Raw genomic sequence first — 19,631 nt, 5'->3', positions numbered from 1 at the left:
GTGTATTATTGAATAATAGGCAATAAATATGCAAATTTTTGACTGAATCACAAAAATCTGGGCACAAAAGATTCTTAAAGAACGTTTTCTATTCCCTTTCATGGAGGGCTACAAGACAGTTAAAGGTTTCGGAAAGGTTGAAAAAGTCTACGTGGATTCTCTCTTTATCGGCTATGCTATGCCAGTGAAATCAGAGAAAGAGGCTAAAGAGTTCATTAGAAAGGTTAAGGAGGCCCACTCGGATGCAACGCACAATGTTTCTGCTTATAGGGTTAGGGAAGGCAATACTCTTATTGTTCACTATGATGACGATGGGGAGCCGAAGGGAAGTGCAGGAAAGCCGGTTTTTAAAGTTCTTGAGCACAAAGGTCTGGAAAACGTTGTGGTTGTTGTGACTAGGTACTTCGGCGGGACAAAACTCGGCTACGGAGGACTGATTAAAGCCTATAGTGAGACAGCAAGCGAGGCTCTTGAAAAAGCGGGAATAATAGAGGTCATCAAAAAAGAACCCATTGAAATCGTTTTTCCTTACAACCTCTACAACGCAGTTGAAAAGGCACTTGAAAAATTCGAGGCGGAAATCCTTGAGAGAGAATTCAACGTTGAAGTCAAATTTGTAGCTGGCGTCTTGCCGGAGAGAAAAGGGGAGCTTATAAACTATCTCATCGAGATCACCAAAGGAAAAGCAAAAATAAGGGAGTTCTTAGATTTTGAGAGAGGAATTGGGAAGAAAATGGACTAGTCATCTCTCCAAGGCATTTATCAGCTCCTTCTTGTCTAGTTTTTTAATGATTCCAAACTCCAAAGCGTGTTGAAGAATAAACTCTGGAATTTCATCGCCGAAAAACCCCCTTATCCCATTTTTCGGTATGTAGAAGGCGTAAATTCTCGTTGTTTTGTCCCCACACCTTCCCCTCGCAACCATAAAACCCTTTTCGGCGTTTACCCTGACAATCTCCCACGAAAAGGTCTCAGCTAAGGAAAAGAATGCCTCAAAAAGCTTGGCTTTAGCCTCTTTCAAAGCTTTGTTCACGGCTTGCCTCGAAATTCCAAGATTTTCTGCTATCTCTATTTCTCTCATCCCTCTGGCTCTCATAGTCCAGATTCTTTCCATGCTTTCCGGGAGCTTAATCATCGATTAAAACCCCCATAATTTCTTTGATGGCTTTTTCCACTTTATCTCTTGGGGCACTAGAAGTTAGGAGGTATTTCCCTTTCTTTGTTTTCAAAACGATATAATCTTCGGTGTCGAGATCATATACCATCCAAAGGCCCATCGTGGTCAATGCTACTATTCCCGGAATCAGCTCAGCTTCAGGAGTCTTAAGCGACAGAAAAAGTACACCAACAATGAAAATGAGGACTGTTACAAGGAGCTTATAACGGGTTTTCCCAATGGGAATTGTCATTGAAATCAGCATAGAGCTCGAGAATACAATTAGCCCCATTGCTCCTAGGTAATACCCTGGCAGAAGGTTCTCTGGAAGTGCAAAATAACGATATAATGCATATACAAGTACGCCCATGTAAGTGATTCCAATTCCATGAAAATGCCTTAGAAGGATGCCCTTTTCCAGTCTGTTTAGGACTAAAATCTCTTCGATATCCTCCCCTTTGAGCTTTATGGACAGCAGTCCGAAGACATATTTGAGAATTAGGGTTTTATTTTCAATTTTAGCCGATACTCCCCACGAAGCAAAAATAAGAATCCATCCAGCAATCCACATCCACCAATAGGAGAGCTCCATCGCTCCTAGTATTAGAACAAGGGAAAGAATGGCTATCATTAATGGAATTCCACCAAAGTTTGAGGGCCTGACTACTTCAAGCTTCATTTTTAACACCCATAAACAGTTTGATGGCTTTTTTCCCATCAGAGCATCCTATTACAATACTGCCTTTTCCCACAGTATTGACAATTATGTAGTCGAATCTTGTCCAGAAAACGATAAACACGAGAAATACAATCCCAAGAAATACTCCAAGAACTGGGTTTTCACCAACTAAGGCAGAGAATATGGGAAGTAGCACTAAAATGCCCAAAAGGATTTTCCCGAAGTTTTCCCAAATTTTATAGATTGGAACAAAGATATACAAGAAATAAGCAACATAAATGACAAAAATCCAGAGAAAAAGGAGAAGGGGTTCTCTCCATGGGACTTTAATGAGAGTTATAATAAAGAGCAACACTACAAGTCCTGCATCTTTCCAGTTGTATCTAAATAATTTGGCCTCTCTGAGCTCATTCGCAAGCATTACCTCTTTGATTTCCTCAAAAGGTATCTTAACCTTCCAGAAAAGATATTTTAAAACAGGCCCATCTTCTTTAATCTCTATACCCCTCTCCCCAGAGATTACAAGGAGGGTAACTCCGGCCCAGACAAGTTCTCCAACGTGGACTTGAAGAATTAAACTCGCAATCATTAGAGAATATCCCAATATTACAAAAATCCTTGAAACTCCCAGAGGGGTTATGGGCCATGCGCCCTCAACTTTCATTTACCCCACCATTGAATTCTTGTCAACTAATGTAAGTTGACATAGTATTTAAACCTTTTGCCAAATCTTTGAGAAGCTTTAATACACTTGCGAGACAAAGCACAGATGGTGCTGCGGGTATGGAAGAGCTTAGGGTATTATTTCAGACTACAAACTGTTGGACATTGAAATAGAAAACAGAGCATCCCTTCTAGATAAGATGAAAAGCTTAAATATGCCGTAAAAAAACTTGAGGAAAACGAGGTTGATGAGGCCAAAATAGTGCTCAAAGAGGGGAACGCTATGTTGGTGCTAAAAGTTGAAGACGTTATCTCTATCAGGCTTGTGTTTGAAGATGCTCATAGTGTTATTGAGATGAGCGGGTGAGGCACATGAAGCTGATAAAGCAGGGTGCAGAGGCGAAGATTTATCTGGCGGGCTTTGAAGAGCTTTACTTTCCGTTTAATGAGGAGAAGGTTACCATAAAACACCGCATCCCAAAGCGCTATCGCATAAAGGAGATAGATGAGAAGCTTAGAAAGGAGAGAACTGTGAGAGAAGCGAGGATTCTGCACAGGGCGAAGGAGTTTGACGTTAATGTTCCCTACGTTTACGAGGTTGATCTAAAGGACATGAAAATAGTCATGGAGTACATAGAAGGCGAGAGGCTGAAGGAATACCTTGAAGTCATTCCAATGGAAGAGCGTTTGAAGCTCTGCAGGGAAATCGGCAGACAGATAGGTAAGCTCCACGAAGCTGGAGTAGTTCATGGAGATTTAACAACCTCAAACATGATTCTGAGGGAAGGGAAAATTTACTTCATTGACTTCGGCCTTGCGGAGTTTGACTCATCTCTTGAGGCTCAGGGTGTTGATCTGCATCTCCTCAGGAGGGCCATGGAGAGCACGCATTACAAGTGGTTTGAGAAAGGTTTTGAAGAAGTTTTAAACGGTTACGAGGAGATTAGAGGTATGGAAAAGAGGAAGGAAGTTGAGGCAAAGCTGAATGAAATTGAGAGTAGAGGAAGATACAGGGAGAGGACATGGATTAGGGGTTAGCTTTGAAAGCCCTCCAAACCCTCTCGAAGATTTCCTTCTCCTTTCCGCGCTTTTTCTTTGCCAGCCTCTCCACAATAAGTTCGGGAGTGCTCTTTCCGAGTTTTCCAAACTTGGGCTGTCTATCGACTATCAAGTTGAGGTTCTCGTCCAAGCCTTCTGCCTCAATTCCGTCAACCCTCGCAAAGGGGAGCTCTCTCTTTAGGTCTTCTCCCAAGTGCGAGACGATAACGACATAAAATCCCTTCTCGTGGGCTACCTTAAGGAGCTCCCCAATAATCTTCACTGCAGCACCGGGTTCAGTTATGGCTTCAAACTCGTCTATGAGGATCAGCTTTTTGCCATCTTTTGTAAGAGCGCGGGCAAAAGCCTTTAAGGCAGTCTCAAAAGCGCCGGCTCCGTAGGAAGAGCGCTTCCTTCTGAAGAAGAAAAGCTCATCCAATGGCTCAACCCATGCTTTTTCCGCAGGAACTGGAAGCCCCATGTGGGTGAGAAGGATTATCTGGGTGATGAGCTCAAGCAGAGAGGTCTTTCCACCGCTGTTAGCTCCGGTTAAAATTACAATTCTCTCTCCACTTGTGCCGTCAAAGTTTACAATGCTTCCAACAACGTAGCTGACCGGCTGTGGGTTTTCTATAAAGAGGTGCCTTCCATTTATGAAAGCTACCCCTCCGCTGGCAATTTCTGGAAAGACAAAGCCTTTGGTGAATTCCTTCACAGCCCTCAAGAATTCCAGCTCATAAGCCATTTGTAGCTCTTCTTTCAGTTTCGGGAGTAGTGGCTTTATTTTCCTCAGGATTTCCCTGCTCACTAAATACATCTCAATCTTTGTCTCTTTTTCGAGCTCTCTCCTTAGGAGTTCAACGGTCTCTGCAGAAACTTCCGCTGGGTATAGGTTGTCTCTTGAAAACACCTCCACGTCAAGATTAAGCAGTTTGCTAAGTCTTTCTTCGCTTTTTCTTATCTCCCTCAAGATTTCGTTTTCAACCTGGGAGAAGTGGGAGAATATCGCCTGATAATTTCCGCTCTTTAGTTCTTTTAGGAACTCCAAAAGTTCCTTTCCGCTCAGGGTTAGGCTAAATTCCTTTAGCATCTCTTCAATTTTTGTGTTTAACCTCTGCTCTTCCCTTCGAAGTATTTCCTCTAAGTTTTCTAAAATCTCTCCCCTCTTCGCAACTCTTTCAAGTCCTCTTAGCTCTGCCAAAATTTCCTCTGCAACGGAAGGAGAGTTTAGAATTCTTCCCATGCTGGCAAGGGCTTTAAGCGTTTCCCGATTTTCCCACAGAGGCATTATATAGAGCTCGGGAGCTATTTCGCTGATGGAAAGTTCAACATCAATGCCATAGTCAGCTGTGCTCAGTATTAGGTCATAGCCTTCCTCTGGCTTTAGAGAGACGTCACATATGTGAAGGGCTTTTGCCTTCTCGAATTCCTCTTCACTGACTACAAGAAGCCTGTCGTGGAGATATTCTCTTCTAAACCTTATGGGTCTTATTTTTGAAAGGAGGGGTTTTAGCTCTTCGCTGATTTTCGGAAGATTTTCCTTCAGATACCTCTGTCTTCTCAATATTTCCTCTCTGTTGTTTGTTAGCGAAAATTTCTCAAGATACGCTAGACTTTCTCTGAGCTGGATTCTCCTCTTTATCTCATTTTTTATAGCCTTGTATATTTCCTTCGCTTCACTGTTGAGCTTCATCTCTCACTAAACCTCTGGTGGATTTTATAAACCCTACTCCTTCACTTTCTCCACTACTTTAATCTCTTCAATCTTTGTAAAGGGATACTGGCCGTTGGGGTCTTTTTCTGCAGCTTTGACCATGTCCCATATTGTTAGAAGGGCAACGCTGACACCAGTTAGTGCTTCCATTTCAACGCCCGTCTTGTAGTAAGCCCTCACCTCACAAGTTGCCTCGATGTAGTCTTCTCCGAACTCAAAGGATATATCCACTCCGGTTAGTGGAATTGGATGACAGAGGGGAATGAGTTCTGGAGTTTTCTTTACGGCCAAAATTCCCGCAAGCTGTGCAGCTGCTATCACGTTTCCCTTTTTTGTTTTTCCCTCTTGGATGAGCTTGATGGTCTCAGGCTTTAGTTTTATCCTCCCCTTTGCAACGGCTTTCCTGAAGACTACATCCTTATGCCCAACTTCAACCATTTTTACGCCCTTTTCATCGACATGCGTGAGCTCCATTTTCTCACCTCTCCTATTACTCCAGAAAAGTATTTAAGCTTTAGAATATAAAATTACCTCGAAGTTCGAAGTATCTGGGTGATAAATATGGAGGAACTTATTCTTGCTACAACGGAGAACGTCCCTGGGTATAGGGTAGTTAAAGTTCTTGGAATTGCAAGAGGGGCAACCGTTAGGGCAAAGCACCTTGGAAAAGACATACTTGCCAGTTTAAGGAATATCGCTGGTGGAGAAGTTAAGGAGTACACTGAAATGCTTGCAGAGGCGAGAGAGATAGCTCTTCAGAGGATGATTCAGCATGCAAAGGAAATGGGAGCAAACGGAGTTATCGGAGTTAGATTTATGACTTCAGCTGTTGCTGCTGGGGCAGCGGAGATTTTTGCCTACGGTACCGCTGTTATATTGGAAAAGGAGTGAAAGCTTTTTTCTTTTTTCATTTGATAATCCCCTCGATTGTTGAAATTTCTTTGCTCTTCCTTCCGCCTTGTATGCAAAATTCCTCAAAAATACCAGAGCTGGTAGCATGAAAGCCACAGAAGTTGAAGACCTCATCAATGCCATAAAAAAATTTAAATAGTATGGTAAAATTTAAATTCAATTAAGTAATCGCTAGACAATGAGGTGGGAAAATGTCATCAATTTTGAACGTTTCCATGAAAGAAATCTATGAGGGAATAAAGACAAAAAGATTGCTCATAGTGCTTGTCGTGTTTTTGACGGCTGGAGCAGGGTATGCGTACTGGATAAAGAGTACTTTAATGATAATGGGGGTTTTAGACGCTGATATGGCTTTAAACGTCGCTCAAAATGTCCAAATTTCCTCAATGACGCTTTTCCTTGCAGTACTTGGAGCAATCTTTGGGGCCGATGCTATAAACAGGGAAGTTGAGAGAGGAACTATTAAAGTCACTTTGAGTCATCCAATTTATAGGGATGAATACTTAATAGGAAAGTTCCTTGGCAGAATGGCGGTGATTATAATGGCATTTTTAATATTCGCAATAGGGAGCGTTGCATTCCTATTAATACTTGGTGTTCCTTTGAGCTCAGAATTCGTAGCAACTTTTGTGAAAATGTTGCCGTTTTTTGTAATATTCTCACTCGTTTACCTTTCTCTGGGAGTATTACTTTCGACATTCATAAAAAAGCCTTCAACAGCAATAATAGTGGCGGTAATTCTGCCGATATTCCTTGAAATTGTCTACCCAAGTGTTGCTTCAACTATTGTTGTGTTAATGAGCTTGAAGGAGGGGGTTACTCTTACTAATCCAATAATCTTACAGGAGACACTAAAAAAAGTTTATCTCCTGCTCTCACCAGTCCCCGGTTACCATATGGACAACATACTAAATACGATTAAGTATGGGGTTTCTACATCTGAATTCTCCGAGCTACTGGTTTCTGGAGGGCTTTCAATCACACTGCAGCCGTCAAACATTTCGTACTTAGAAGCGATTGGAATTGCATGGAAAAACATTGTGGCCTTGGTAATTATGTTTCTCTTACCTTTTGCGATAGCCTATGCAAAGTTTATGAAAATGGAGCTGAGGTGATAGCATGAAAGCCATAGAAGTTGAAAACCTAACTAAAAGCTATGGAAATCTCAAAGCCGTTGATGAATTGAGCTTTGAAGTTTACAAAGGGGAAATTTTCGGATTTTTGGGTCCGAATGGAGCGGGTAAAACGACCACTATCTTGAGCATGCTCGGACTTATAATCCCCGACAAAGGCACTGTGAGAATACTCGGAAATGACGTTTTCAGAGAACCTATAAAAGTCAAAGAGCGGATAGGCTTTCTTCCAGAAAATGCGACGCTTTATGAAGAATTGACAGCATGGGGGAATCTTGAGTTCTTTGCAAACTTTTACGGCTTCTCCAAATCAGAAAAAGAAAAACGCATAGAGGAACTTCTGAAACTCGTTGGGCTTTGGGATGTAAAGTACAGAAAGGTCAAAACTTTCTCGAAGGGGATGAAGCAACGGCTTTTGCTGGCTCAAGCACTCATAAACGATCCTGAGGTGTTGATACTGGATGAGCCAACGAGCGGTCTCGACCCGGAAGGAGCCTACCTTGTAAAGAGCATCATCAGGGAGGAGCGCAAAAACGGAAAAACGGTGTTTTTCTCATCCCATGTACTCAGTGAAGTAGAGGAGCTTAGCGATAGAGTTGGCATAATAGTCAAGGGGAAGCTTAGAGCATTAGGGGCACTTGAAGAGATAAAAAGGGAATTCATGGAACTTGAGGGATACGAGATAAAGGTTGAGACAAAGCAAGCGCTTCCGGAAATCGAGCTGTCCGAGATTATAAGGGTGGAAAGAGTGGGCGAAAATAAGGCGATTATATTTGCAAAGAATGACATAAGAGAACAGTTGTCTGAGCTTCTGACAAGGAGAGGGATAACCATTGTAAGCCTCGAGGTTGAGGAGCCGAGCTTGGAGGATGTTTTCCTAAGGACTATCTACAGGAGGGGAGCTGAATGAAAAGGAAAGCTTTTGTCATTGTTTTTCTCCTTCTACTCTCAAGCTTTTCCCTCATAAACGCCCAACCATGGATGACGGTGTTTGAAGATAAAGTGAAGATAGGGGAAACCCTAATTGTGGGGGGTTACAAAATAGAGGTAACGCTGGAAAAGAACGAAATGAAACCGTATGCGATAATCTATGAAAGCGGGGACATAAAAAAGGTCGTGGGTCAGGGAAATATCACCGAGATTGACAGCATAAGGATTGTACTTGGAAGCTATGATGCTGAGAATCAAGAGGTGTTCGTTGCCCTGCAGTATAAGCCCCCTCTGATGAAGGAGCTCAGCCCCGAAAAAGGTACCTCATTTGATGTTGATGGCTACTCCTTAGAGGTGATTGACTCGGGAAGTGACCGTGTGTTGCTCAACATAAACGGTGACAGGGTGGAGATAAAGGAAAATTCTGTCAGGGTTTATGATAAAATTGCCTTGGAATACACGGGCGGTGTTGTGAAAATTTACCATGCCAATGTTGAGGTGGTGAGAGAAGAGAAAAAAGATTACGAGATACACTATCCTTTTAGGGGATTGAAAGTTGAGGCCGGTGCTGAAGTTCAAATTCCCGTGGAAGTCATAAACAAGGGTAACGGTGAGCTAAAGCTCCAGCTGAAGGTAATTTCAAAACCCCCCGGATGGGACGTAAAAGTTCTTGATGAAAGCGGGAGGTATGAAGTGAGTGAACTCACTCTAAAGCCCTCGACTTCTGTAACTCTAACTCTTTTTGCGAAGATTCCCGAAGGAGTTAGCGGAGTAAAGAGAATTCGCTTTGCTGTTGGAGAAGAAACCGGGGAAATAAACCTAAATGTAATAAAAAGAGAAAGCGTTGACGTAGTGGTTTCTCTTCTCGGCATTGAAAGCGAAGCTGGCCAGAACATCACGTTTCCGATAACCCTAAAAAATCATGGAGGGGAGAAGGATGTAACATTGGAGGTAAGGGAAAAGCCTGCAGGATGGAATGCTTACTTCCTTATGGGCAACCAGAGAGTTAGGTCTTTTCTCTTAGAGGGGGAGCAAGAGATAACCCTTTTTGTGGAAGTCCCAAGAAATGCTGAACTCGGCGAGCATGAAATAAGGTTTTCAATAAACGGAATAGAGAGGAGTGTAAGCGTTTTTGTTTACAAAACTTACAAAGGGGAACCGGCAAAATTGCTTGTGACCGTTAAAGACGAGGAGGGCAGCTTTGTGCAAAAGGCAAAGATCGATGTTGGGAACAAAACCGTCCTTACTGACAGCTATGGAAAAGCCACCTTTGAACTCAAGCCCGGGGTATATAGACTTGTTGCAGAAAGAGAGGGGTACGAGAAGAGCGAGGAAGAGGTCACACTTGAAGACGGTGAGGAAAAAACCTTGGAGATAACCCTAACGAAACTTCCCTATTACTTCGAACTTGAGGGAGGTGGGGACACAATTGCCGTCACGGTGGGTTCAACAGGGGTCTATCGGTTTGGCATAAAGAACTTGGGGAAGGAAGAAGACACTTACTCGCTTTCCCTTTTAAGCATTCCCGAAGAGTGGTCTGGTGAATTCTACTATGCGGAAAGCCCTTTGAGGAGCATAAAGGTAAGTTCTGGGGAGTCCAAGGAGGTTGTTCTAAGGTTGGTTCCTCCCTTTAATGCTCAGCCGGGAGAATATAACCTAACAGCTGCCGTCAAAAGTTCCTCCGGGCTGGAGAAAAGGATAAACATAGTAGTAAAGCTCATCGGCGAGTACAAATTCGAGATGTATCCTGAGACCCCAATGATTAGCGTTAAAGCCGGTAGAGAGGGAGTGACATATGTTTCCCTTGAAAACATCGGGACAGCTCCAGTAACAAACATAAAATTTGAGGTGAGCGCTCCCCAGGGATGGGATGTTAGAGCTATCCCCCAGGTAATCCCGGAACTTAGACCTTCTTATTTTGAGGAGGGTAATGTTAGGGTAGGAACGACCGGAGTGGAGAGCCGCTTAACCGTTACTATAAAAGTCCCGGAGACTGCTCCGGCCGGAACATACCAGATAACAATCACCGGCAAGGGTGACCAAGCTCAGGCAAGTACCCAAATCACGGTTAGGGTAACACAGAGTTCAAGCACCGCATACATAGGGATGCTCATACTCGCCCTTACATTTGGGGCGGTTATATGGATGATGAGGAGGGTGGGTAGAAGATGAAGGCGTTAAACATTGCAGTAAAGGAGCTTTACGTAGCGGTAAAAAGCAAAAGATTTGCGGTACTCCTTGGTGTTTATGTTCTCCTTCTTCTTTTGCTCTCTTACTCCCTGAGGGACGAGCTAAGTGGGTTAACTTCTCCCTCTGTTGATAATCTATCACTGAATCTGTTTGGGGCAAGTGGAGATGTCTTTGTCACGCCTTTATCCACCATGCTTACCCTCAACTTTACGTTCTTCACGGTAATCGGTGCAATCCTTGGGGCTTCCCTTGGGGCAGATGCGATAAACAAAGAGATTGAGAGCGGAACTATAAAAACGCTCCTCGGACATCCAGTTTACAGGGATGAAGTTATAAACGGAAAGTTCATTGGTAATGCACTTGTTCTGCTCATCACGGTTCTTGCGGGGTATGTGTTTGCGATAGCTTTTCTCCTTATCAATGGGACGCCCCTTGATGGAGATTCAATTGCAAGAGGGTTTCTTGCATTCCTTTTGAGCCTCTTATACTCCCTGACCTTTTTGAGCATCTCCCTTCTCTTCTCAACCTTTTTCAAAAAGCCCGAGACGTCAATGCTCGTATCCATCGGGCTGGCAGTTTTCCTAACGATGGTATATGGGGCTTTGGTTTCCTTAATAGCCCAGCATATAGCAGGAGAGATACCACCCTATGGAACACCCGCTTTTGAACTATGGGAAGAAAACTTCAAGCTCTGGGAGCAGAGATTGCATTCCATAAATCCGGCTCACCACTATGCGGCTTTAGTTGTTGCGGTCTTTGCCGGGGATAGAATAGCTAACTATTATGCTCCCCTTGGAGATTCCCTAATTTTGATGCTCGACAATCTCTCAATGCTTTTGACCTTCCTACTCTTCCCATTTGCTCTTGCTTACGCTAGATTTATGACCAGCGACCTCAGATGAAAAATAGAAAAGAGCAAATTAACCCTTGGCAACTCCAATGGGCCTCATCCTTGCCACTAAGCTTGCTATTCCAGCTTCGTGAACAACGTTAACAACGTTATCGACGTTCTTGTAGGCTCCGGGGGCTTCCTCTGCAACAACCCTCATGCTCGCTGCCCTGATGTATATTCCTCTCTGCATGAGCTCATTTCTAAGCTTGTCCCCTCTAAATTGTCTTGTAGCATCATGTCTGCTCAAAACCCTTCCCGCACCGTGGCATGTGCTACCAAAGGTTTCTTTCATTGAACCCTCTGCACCAGCCAAAACATAGCTTGCAGTACCCATTGAACCCGGAATTAGAACAGGCTGTCCGACACTGCGGTAGGCCCTTGGAACCTCCGGATGACCGGCCGGAAATGCCCTTGTGGCACCTTTCCTGTGAACTACGACTTCGACTTTCCTTCCATCAACCTCGTGCTCCTCAACTTTCGCTATGTTGTGGGCAACATCATAAACTACATGCATTTCTAAGTCTTCTGCCTTTTGCTTGAACACTTCCTCAAAGCTCTCCCTTACCCAGTGGGTGATCATCTGCCTGTTAGCCCATGCAAAGTTTGCGGCCGCTTTCATGGCGCTGAAGTATCTTTGACCTTCCTCTGTTTGAAATGGAACGCTCACAAGCTCTCTGTCTGGCCATGGCACGTTGTACTTTCTATTTGCCTTCTCCATGATCTTTAGGTAATCGCTTGCTACCTGATGACCAAGCCCCCTTGACCCAGTGTGCACCATAACGACAACTTGCCCTTCGAAAAGGCCGTATACCTTGGCGATTTCCTCATTGAAGATTTTATCAACTACCTGCACTTCCAAGAAGTGGTTTCCACTTCCTAGAGAGCCCAATTGTGGGGCCCCTCTTTGCTTTGCTTGTTGGCTTACTGCATTTGGATCCGCTCCTTCCATTCTCCCGTTCTCTTCTAGATGCTCTAAATCTTCCTTCCAGCCATAGCTGTTATCCACAGCCCACTTTGCGCCATCTGCAAGAACGTCATCTAATTGCGTCCAGTGAAGCCTAATCCTTCCTTCGCTTCCAAGTCCGCTTGGCACGTTCTTGAATAGAGTATCGACGAGCTGTTTGATCTTTGGCCTAACTTCTTTCTCCGTTAAGTTCGTCCTAATAAGCCTGACGCCGCAGTTGTGGACGACGACGCCGTTGGCGATGAAGTTGTGGGCCTCGTGGTAAACGCCGATGTCGTAGAACTTTTCGTATTCTGGCTCGATGTGCTCCACCTTTACGACCTTCTCGGCAACGAAGCCGCCCGCGTAGCCCCTCTCCACTGCGAACTCCTCAAAGGTCGGGAAGTCCTTGGGAACCCTTGGCTCCCTCTCGCCCTCGTACACAGTTCTCTCGACAAAGCGCCGGTTCACGGTGTCTTTAACCTGTGCGTGGGCGAGCTCCACACTTCCGGTATCTTCGTAAACCTTTCTCACCCTTTCCATAGCCTCCTTCCTCTCTTCCTTCACGCGCTCCTTGAACTTCAGGTAGGCGTAGGCTATCAGGCCCTTCTCCTTCTTCTCTGGAGCGTATTCGTAGCCTATCCTTCCAAGGAAGTTCCTGATGCTCTCTTCTCCCACCAGGGCCAGCCTGAGGGTTACCCCTCTCCTGGACTTCACTTCGTAGACGGTGCTCCTAACTCCGAACTCCTCAAGAAGCGCCTGAATTTCGCCCATGAATTCCCCAAGGTTCTCCCTCAGCCTCTCATCCTTTGACTGGGTGAGGTTTATCGGGAGGGGCGTCACTCCTTTGAACTCCACGATGCTTCCGTCCGCTCCGAAGAGGCCCGCCAGGAAGTTTCTCTTTATCCACGCGGGAGCTTCCCCGATCCAGGTCGGAACGTGATAGGCATTCTCTGCCTTCTTGCCTCTGGGCATTCCGAGCTTTTCCAGGAGGAGCGCGAAGGCCCTTGACGAAACCCTGAGCTCGGCCGAGGTGCTCCTGCCTTCATAGCCCCCGCTGACGGTTTCTATGGAGTACTCCCTCTCGCGGACGTAGAGGTTTGAGCTTATCCCGAGCCTATCGAGGTCCTTCTTCAGCTCTCTGAGGGCTTTCTCGGTTCCGTAGAAGCTCAGGCTCAGCCTTCCGCCCATCTCGCCAAGGTGGCCGCCCCCGAAGGCGAATCCGAGGATCCTCGCGAGCGTTCCGAGCCTCGGGTCATCCCAGCGGAGCGGAATGAGCTTCCTCTCTTTAAGGAACTTGACCGCCTGGACATCGGCATCCCTGAAGTCCTCCTCGCTCAGCAGGATCCCCTCCCTTCTCTCGAATTCCATACCTTCGAATGGATAGACGAGCACGAAGTCTCCTTCCTTCACGTTCCCGAGGTAGACGTAGCCCTCGGGAGTCAATACCGGATGGTCCTCGCTTCCTTCGATTACCCTGCCCGTTTCGGTGGTTATCCTGACGGCTTTCTCGCCCTCTTCGACATCCCTCTCCGCAACGAACGCTATCTCCGAGGCGTCGTTGTGGCCCTCGTCGAGGTTATAAACTTTGAGCCCCTGGAGCTTGAAGAGCTTTGGCATCTCCTCCACTTTGAGCCAGTAGCCGTGCTCCGTCAGGACTCTGGAGTCCGGAGCAAGGCAGTTGATATCGTAGCCCACTCCTCCGGGGCTTATAACGCCTTCTTTCACGTCAAAAGCCGCTACACCGCCGATTGGGAAGCCGTAGCCCTGATGGCCATCGGGCATTACTATAGAATACTTATAAATCCCCGGAAGCATGGCCACATTTGCGGCCTGTTCAAGGGTTCTATCTTGTTTCATTTTTTTGAGTAGTGCATCATCTGCATAAACTCTTCCCGGCACTCTCATTCTTTTATCGAACTTCGGTATCTCCCACCTGATCTTATCTATTCTTTTTAATGGGATCTCCACCCACATCACCTCCAGATTAAATAGCTCTCAAAATTTTAAAAGATTGCGTTATTTGGGAATTATCCTTCTTTCTTTCGGCACGTAGTTTTTAATTATGCCGTCTTTTGCTTTTCCGCAGCCGAGATAGTAAAAGCCCCATTTTAGTATTACCCATCCCCTTGTCTCGGTTGAGGTTTTCAGGTCTTCTCCGCTTAGCCAGAGCTTCACCTCTTCCCCATCAATTTCAACGACGTTTTTTGTGGCTTTTGGGCCGACTAAAAAGCTTCCCTCTATAGTGAGCCTTATCCCATCACTTTCGATTTTTCCAAAATAAATTCCCCCCTCTGTGCGTGTCTTTGGATCAAACTCACAGGGCTTATAAGCGTAAACCTTTCTACTCCTTTTTATTTCAAAAATCAAATCCGGAGCATATCCGTATTGCTCAATCAGCATTTCCTTAACTTTTTTGCTCATGGTTTCCTTATCTTCGCTACAAAGAACGCCTCCGTGTTGTTGTCCTGTGGATGAATGCGAAGACATTTTTTCACCTCCTCGGAATACTTCTTTCCTTCAAACTCCAAAACGGGAGGTGTTGACTTTAGAGGTAGGTTGATTTTCTCAAGCTTGGCGTCAGTTTTGGAGAGGAGGTAGTCAACAACCTCTTCGTTTTCAAGGGGGTCTATTGTACAAGTGGAGTACACCAAAACTCCTCCGGGCTTTAGAGCTTTGTAAGCTGCCACTATTAGCTTTTTTTGAATGTTGGAGTATCGTATAACCTTCTTCATGCTCCAATCCGTCAGGAATTTGAAGCTTTTTCTTATCATTCCCACACTCGAGCAAGGTGCATCAAGGAGTATTTTGTCGAAGGTATCCTCAAATCGTGAAAAGTAAATGCCGTCTCTGACGGTAACCCTTGCGTTAAGCACTCCAAACCGGTTTAGGTTTGCTATCAAAACATTAGCACGCCATTTTTTTAAGTCATTGGCTATTATGCACCCTTCGTTTTTCATGTATTGGGCTATTTGAGTTGTTTTTGCTCCCGGGGCGGCCGCCATGTCAAGGACAAGTTCTCCGGGTTTGGGATCTAAGACAACGGGGGGTATCATTGAGGACGCCTCTTGAGGAAAGACAAGCCCAAGGGCGTACTCTACCATCTCCCCGAACTCCCTGGTGTTGATAAAGAACCCTTCCTTTACCCAAGGGATTGGTTCAAGCTCGTACCTTTCTTCCAGCCTTGCCTTTACGTACTCTATGGGAGCTTTGAGGGTGTTGATTCTTATGCTCTGCCTCAGGGGTGCCATCATAAGTTTCCAGAACTCTTCCCCATCGTCGAGCTTTTGGTACCTCTCGTAGAATGCCCTGTTCATCTTGGCAACTTCTTCCATCCGATCACCTCAGATATCCGGGACAAGCTGTGCCATCCATTCCCCGTTGGGGAGCTGTTTTATCTCCATGTCGTGGTAGGTTATGGCTTTAACTTCTTCCTTTGGCTCGTGCTTTTCGCTCAGCTTTTCTCCATAGGCTTTTGCCTTGAGCTTGTACCCCTCTTTGGTTTTCTCTATCTTGACCTCAAAGTCCCTAAAAACCAGTCCTTCCGTATCATGGAGGATAAGGAGCTCTTCAAGGAAGTTGTAAAGCAAGGAATACAAATCTTCTCCCTCAACTTCGATTTCTCTTACTTCTCTCTTCTCAACTTTCTCAACGTTAACCATTACATCAAAAAGAGCAATTGCAACGGCTTCAAAAGCCTCTTCAAGGGTTTTTCCATATCCCCTTATCCCAATATCAGCGGTGTGTTCATAGTGCTCCCACCTTTTCATTCTCTCACCCGATAGGTTAATATTTCCCCAAGTTTATTAGGCTTTAGGGAGATTGCCATGAGGGAGATAACACCGAAGAAGATTATGGAAATGAAGGGGAAGGAGAAAATTACGATGGTGACTGCATACGATTACCCATCGGCTCTTCTAGCGGATAAGGCCAAGATTGATATCATCTTTGTTGGAGATTCTCTCGGAATGGTGGTCTATGGAGAGCAGAACACTCTAAACGTAAGCATGGAGCAGATGGTTTATCACACGAGGGCAGTTGCGAAGGCCGTTAAAAGGGGATTGGTTCTCGCTGATATGCCATTTATGAGTTACGAAGTTAGTGTAGAGGATGGGATGAGAAATGCCGCCCGGTTAATTCAAGCAGGGGCTGATGCAGTGAAGATTGAAGGGGGCTACGATCACAGAAAACTTGTAAAGAAGCTCGTTAGGGCGGGTATACCTGTTATGGGGCATACCGGCCTAACTCCCCAAAGGTACCTCCGTTTGGGAGGCTACCGTATAACGGGAGAGACCGAGGAAGAGATCGAGGAAATACTTAGGGATGCGAAGGCACTGGAAAAGGCTGGAGCTTTTGCAGTTGTTTTGGAGTTCGTTCTGGCGGATGTTGCTAGGTTGGTAACTGAAGAAGTCAAGATACCAACGATAGGAATCGGGTCTGGGCCTTACGTGGATGGACAGGTTTTGGTATGGCACGACCTCCTTGGTGTCTATGAGCATGTGCCCCCATTTGTAAAGAAATATGCGGATTTGGGGAGTATAATTCAGCTGGCGCTTGAGAATTATAGGGAAGAGGTGAAAGGGGGCAAGTTCCCAAGCGGTGAATACTACTGGGAGTTCCTTGACAAGGACGACTTTGAGAAAAAAAGGAGAAAGGTCATAGAGCGCCTATTAGGGGAGAGTTCTGATGAAGAAGTTTAAAGTCCGCGAAGAGCTCCTCACTCTTGAGGTACCCGGAGGATACGCGGATAAAGTTGAACACGGAGAGGGCTTCCTTGACTGTTCCCTTGGCACAAATCCCTTTGGAACTTCCGAAAGGGTAAAAGAGAAATTGAAAAACTTAGAGGTAGACCTTTCTGCGTATCCGGATGTGAGGTACACCCTCCTTGGGGATGCCCTTGCCGATTATTGGGGTATAGATAGAGAAAGCATTTTCTTTGGTTATGGAACCATCGGATGCTTTGAAAAGGTGAACAAATTTGTAATAAGTCCGGGCTCCAAGGTGCTTGGAATTTCTCCACAGTATACAAGGTACATAAGCGATGTGCTTGCCATGGGTGGTGTGTATGATTCTGTTCCGTTAAAGAGAGAGAACCGGTTTAAAATCGATGTCAGTGAAGTTGTAAATGCCCTCAATCCGGATTATTCCCTTTTCTACCTTGATAATCCCCACAACCCCACTGGACAGGTGTTAAGGCTCAAAGAAGTTGAGGAAATCGTTCAAGATGCCGAGAAAAAGGGGGTTTTGGTTCTTGTAGATGAAGCTTACGGAGATTTTGTTGAAAAAGAAGAATCGGCAATAAACCTTGAATATGATAACCTTATCGTCCTCCGGTCTTTCTCAAAAGGCTTTGGACTGGCCTCTATGAGGGTAGGTTATGCTGTTATAAAAAACCGAAAGCTTGGGGAGCTTTACAGAAAGGTGGATTTGCCGTTTCCGATAAGTACAATTGGGGAGATTTTAGCAGTTGAGGCACTTAAGGATCAAAAATTCCTCGAGGAGAGCAGAAAAAAGATAGCCGCTGTAAAAAAAGAAGTCATCAATACCCTCAAGAAAAAGTTCCAAATAGCTGAAACCCACATGCAGACTCCAATAATGCTTCTGCGGGGAGAAGGGGACACTTATCACCATTTTCTTGAAAGAAAGATATTAACTGTAAGGGGCTCAGCGTTCAGGCCTTTGGATGATTCCTACGTGAGGCTTAGAATTCCAAGAGATGCCGATGAATTACTAAGCCGTCTTTAGCTCGCTTTTGATCCTGCTGACCATAAAGGTTCCAGCGGTTATGAGCGCAAACCCTATTAGGTGATATACTGTGAATTCTTCCCCAAGGAGGATTGCAGCTCCTATTGCTACTGCGGGGGCGGGTGTTATTATTGCCGTCGCCTTTGAGAGGTTTATCCGCTTTATTGCGAGGTACCATATCACTTGTCCAAATGAGAGTATTATGCCTTCAGCTACAGCGAGCCTTGAAAACTCAAGCCCAGAAGAGAGAGCAAGCAAAAAGAGCAGGATTCCTCCAAAGGTGTTCCTAAATGCCGCTATAAGGAATGGACTGTATGGGAGTTTTTTTGCTATCACATGTCCGCTCTGCCAGAAGAGAGGAACCAATAGAAGGAGCAAATCTCCCTCTCTTGGTATTAACGCCCTTCCCTGTGTTATCACTAAGAATAGACCTGCAAGTATTGAAAATGACCAGAAGACTTGGTGTTTAGTTATTTTTTCCCTTAGGAAAACATATGCAAGAACAAACGAGAAAAGGACTTCTGCCCTTGTGATAAGAGAGGCGTTTATAGCTGTGCTTAATCGAGCCCCATAAGAATAGGCTATATAGGCTAAGGCAGTTCCAAACACCCCTACCAAAAATGCTCTTGGAATATACTGGGGATTTTCTTTTACTTCTTTCCACCCGGATGTAAGTAAAACGATTGGCCAAAGGATTAGGGAAGCTATGAGGGCAGAAAATGCTGCAAAGCTTAGCGGATTGGTGGGGTTTGTCTTGATTACCACGGGTTCTATTCCATAGAGAAACATGCCAAGAAGGGCCAAGAGAGTCCCTTCGGTCTCTTTGTTCATTTCATCCACCCAAGAGAACGAGATTTCTCTTGTATAGCTCAAGGATAAAGGCTACAAGTCTTTCATACAACGGTTCGGCATTTTCCCCAAATCTTTCTTTCACTTTTTTCCCTATTTGTTCTATTGTCCTCGTGCCATCGCAAAGTTCCCACACAAAGACCCCGATTTCATCGAGTTCTATTCGCCTGTAGTCACCATGAAGCTTCCTTGCGAGAAAATCCAGTTTGGATGTCATGGGGATTAGAAGGTAATACTTTCCATCGATCTTTCTTAGTTTGATTTCTTCATTTCTTCTGGGGATGAGCTTGAGATAGTTCTCCATAGCTTTATTCACCAGCGGAGATGAGGAAAAGAGCTTTATAAGGGTGTTGGCGCCGGGGCGGGGATTTGAACCCCGGCGGGCTTAACGCCCACGGACTCTCCAGGCCCGCGCCTTCCCAGGCTAGGCTACCCCGGCGCTAAAAATAATGAGAATCATGAGATGAGCTCAATCTCGATTGTGACATCCTCGGGAACGCGAATCCTCATGATCTGCCTCATAGCTCTCTCATCAGCTTCAATGTCTATGAGTCTCTTGTGAACCCTAAGTTCGAATCTATCAAAAGTTGCGCTTCCTTCCCCATCGGGGCTCTTCCTTGTGGTTATCCTTATCCTTTTGGTTGGAAGTGGAATAGGCCCGCTCATTCTAACCCCTGTTCTCTCTGCAATCTGCTTGATCTGGTCTGTAACCTCATTAAGAGCACTTATGTTTGTGCTCGCAAGCTTAATTCTTGCTTTTTGCATTTTTGCCACCTCTCTAAGTTCT

At 45.1% G+C, this 19,631-nt stretch carries 21 protein-coding genes and 1 tRNA gene; 9 read left to right on the top strand and 13 right to left on the bottom strand.

Annotated features, from left to right (window positions below; all coding sequences use genetic code 11):
- Positions 1–100: 100 nt before the first annotated feature.
- On the top strand, positions 101–742 hold the full coding sequence (locus ADU37_RS07665) for a YigZ family protein (RefSeq protein ID WP_058947041.1): 642 nt from the start codon (positions 101–103) through the stop codon (positions 740–742).
- Here the strand turns inward: ADU37_RS07665 and ADU37_RS07660 are convergent, their stop codons facing one another.
- Genes ADU37_RS07660 through ADU37_RS07650 form a run of 3 tightly spaced genes read right to left on the bottom strand, consistent with a single transcriptional unit; the run spans position 743 to position 2,499 of the window.
- Complete coding sequence (locus ADU37_RS07660; protein ID WP_058947040.1) at positions 743–1,135, bottom strand: sigma-70 family RNA polymerase sigma factor; 393 nt, start codon at positions 1,133–1,135, stop codon at positions 743–745.
- On the bottom strand, positions 1,128–1,835 hold the full coding sequence (locus tag ADU37_RS07655; RefSeq protein ID WP_058947039.1) for a hypothetical protein: 708 nt from the start codon (positions 1,833–1,835) through the stop codon (positions 1,128–1,130). Before ADU37_RS07655 ends, ADU37_RS07660 begins: the two co-directional genes overlap by 8 nt.
- Complete coding sequence (locus ADU37_RS07650) at positions 1,825–2,499, bottom strand: hypothetical protein (protein WP_058947038.1); 675 nt, start codon at positions 2,497–2,499, stop codon at positions 1,825–1,827. The genes ADU37_RS07655 and ADU37_RS07650 overlap by 11 nt, the downstream gene beginning before the upstream one ends.
- A gap of 371 nt (positions 2,500–2,870) precedes the next feature.
- Between ADU37_RS07650 and ADU37_RS07645 the strand changes: the two genes are divergently transcribed.
- Positions 2,871–3,536 (top strand): Kae1-associated kinase Bud32, encoded by a 666-nt coding sequence (locus ADU37_RS07645; protein WP_058947037.1) that lies wholly within the window; start codon positions 2,871–2,873, stop codon positions 3,534–3,536.
- Here the strand turns inward: ADU37_RS07645 and ADU37_RS07640 are convergent.
- Together ADU37_RS07640 and moaC are read right to left on the bottom strand one after the other, a co-directional pair.
- Complete coding sequence (locus ADU37_RS07640; RefSeq protein ID WP_058947036.1) at positions 3,526–5,229, bottom strand: DNA mismatch repair protein; 1,704 nt, start codon at positions 5,227–5,229, stop codon at positions 3,526–3,528. The genes ADU37_RS07645 and ADU37_RS07640 overlap by 11 nt on opposite strands.
- Positions 5,230–5,262: 33 nt before the next feature.
- A complete protein-coding gene (gene moaC / locus ADU37_RS07635) occupies positions 5,263–5,724 on the bottom strand; it encodes a cyclic pyranopterin monophosphate synthase MoaC (RefSeq protein ID WP_058947035.1) in 462 nt (153 codons plus the stop codon).
- An 87-nt stretch (positions 5,725–5,811) separates the two neighbouring features.
- Here moaC and ADU37_RS07630 point away from each other — a divergent pair, with 87 nt between their 5' ends.
- The 5 genes from ADU37_RS07630 (at position 5,812) to ADU37_RS07610 (ending at position 11,317) form a co-directional block, all read left to right on the top strand.
- Positions 5,812–6,141, top strand: coding sequence for a YbjQ family protein (locus ADU37_RS07630; protein ID WP_058947034.1), 330 nt, complete (start codon positions 5,812–5,814; stop codon positions 6,139–6,141).
- Between the two features lie 212 nt (positions 6,142–6,353).
- Positions 6,354–7,277, top strand: coding sequence for an ABC transporter permease subunit (locus tag ADU37_RS07625; protein ID WP_058947033.1), 924 nt, complete (start codon positions 6,354–6,356; stop codon positions 7,275–7,277).
- A gap of 4 nt (positions 7,278–7,281) precedes the next feature.
- Complete coding sequence (locus ADU37_RS07620; RefSeq protein ID WP_058947032.1) at positions 7,282–8,205, top strand: ABC transporter ATP-binding protein; 924 nt, start codon at positions 7,282–7,284, stop codon at positions 8,203–8,205.
- Complete coding sequence (locus tag ADU37_RS07615; RefSeq protein ID WP_058947031.1) at positions 8,202–10,397, top strand: NEW3 domain-containing protein; 2,196 nt, start codon at positions 8,202–8,204, stop codon at positions 10,395–10,397. Before ADU37_RS07620 ends, ADU37_RS07615 begins: the two co-directional genes overlap by 4 nt.
- Entirely contained in the window at positions 10,394–11,317 is a 924-nt protein-coding gene (locus ADU37_RS07610) for an ABC transporter permease (RefSeq protein ID WP_058947030.1), read from the top strand. The genes ADU37_RS07615 and ADU37_RS07610 overlap by 4 nt, the downstream gene beginning before the upstream one ends.
- A gap of 18 nt (positions 11,318–11,335) precedes the next feature.
- On the opposite strand, the gene ADU37_RS07605 is transcribed toward ADU37_RS07610, so the two are convergent.
- From ADU37_RS07605 to ADU37_RS07590, 4 genes are read right to left on the bottom strand one after another with little or no spacing between them, the layout of a single operon-like run.
- Complete coding sequence (locus ADU37_RS07605) at positions 11,336–14,227, bottom strand: intein-containing RctB family protein (RefSeq protein WP_058947029.1); 2,892 nt, start codon at positions 14,225–14,227, stop codon at positions 11,336–11,338.
- A gap of 42 nt (positions 14,228–14,269) precedes the next feature.
- Positions 14,270–14,674 carry a hypothetical protein gene (locus ADU37_RS07600; protein WP_058947028.1) on the bottom strand — a complete coding sequence of 135 codons (405 nt, stop codon included), beginning with the start codon at positions 14,672–14,674 and terminating at the stop codon, positions 14,270–14,272.
- Positions 14,671–15,585, bottom strand: a complete 915-nt coding sequence (locus ADU37_RS07595; protein ID WP_058947027.1) for a tRNA (cytosine(49)-C(5))-methyltransferase — start codon at positions 15,583–15,585, stop codon at positions 14,671–14,673. The genes ADU37_RS07600 and ADU37_RS07595 overlap by 4 nt, the downstream gene beginning before the upstream one ends.
- A gap of 9 nt (positions 15,586–15,594) precedes the next feature.
- Positions 15,595–16,020, bottom strand: coding sequence for an archease (locus ADU37_RS07590; RefSeq protein WP_058947026.1), 426 nt, complete (start codon positions 16,018–16,020; stop codon positions 15,595–15,597).
- 57 nt (positions 16,021–16,077) lie between these two features.
- On the opposite strand from ADU37_RS07590, the gene panB reads away from it, so the two are divergent.
- Together panB and ADU37_RS07580 are read left to right on the top strand one after the other, a co-directional pair.
- The gene (panB, locus tag ADU37_RS07585; RefSeq protein ID WP_058947025.1) at positions 16,078–16,950 is read left to right on the top strand and encodes a 3-methyl-2-oxobutanoate hydroxymethyltransferase; all 873 of its coding nucleotides are present in this window, start codon (positions 16,078–16,080) and stop codon (positions 16,948–16,950) included.
- Positions 16,937–17,995, top strand: coding sequence for a histidinol-phosphate transaminase (locus ADU37_RS07580; protein ID WP_058947024.1), 1,059 nt, complete (start codon positions 16,937–16,939; stop codon positions 17,993–17,995). The genes panB and ADU37_RS07580 overlap by 14 nt, the downstream gene beginning before the upstream one ends.
- On the opposite strand, the gene ADU37_RS07575 is transcribed toward ADU37_RS07580, so the two are convergent.
- From ADU37_RS07575 to rpsJ, 4 genes are all read right to left on the bottom strand, one after another.
- Entirely contained in the window at positions 17,981–18,826 is an 846-nt protein-coding gene (locus tag ADU37_RS07575) for a DMT family transporter (RefSeq protein WP_058947023.1), read from the bottom strand. The two genes, ADU37_RS07580 and ADU37_RS07575, sit on opposite strands and share 15 nt — an antisense overlap.
- A gap of 1 nt (position 18,827) precedes the next feature.
- A complete protein-coding gene (locus tag ADU37_RS07570) occupies positions 18,828–19,148 on the bottom strand; it encodes a PqqD family protein (RefSeq protein WP_058947022.1) in 321 nt (106 codons plus the stop codon).
- A gap of 47 nt (positions 19,149–19,195) precedes the next feature.
- Positions 19,196–19,283 (bottom strand) — tRNA-Ser (locus ADU37_RS07565).
- Positions 19,284–19,300: 17 nt separating this feature from the next.
- On the bottom strand, positions 19,301–19,609 hold the full coding sequence (gene rpsJ, locus ADU37_RS07560) for a 30S ribosomal protein S10 (protein ID WP_004068568.1): 309 nt from the start codon (positions 19,607–19,609) through the stop codon (positions 19,301–19,303).
- Positions 19,610–19,631: the final 22 nt, after the last annotated feature.

The organism is Thermococcus sp. 2319x1 (assembly GCF_001484685.1).
Lineage (GTDB): Archaea > Methanobacteriota_B > Thermococci > Thermococcales > Thermococcaceae > Thermococcus_A.
This window is presented reverse-complemented; position numbering and strand designations above follow the sequence as displayed.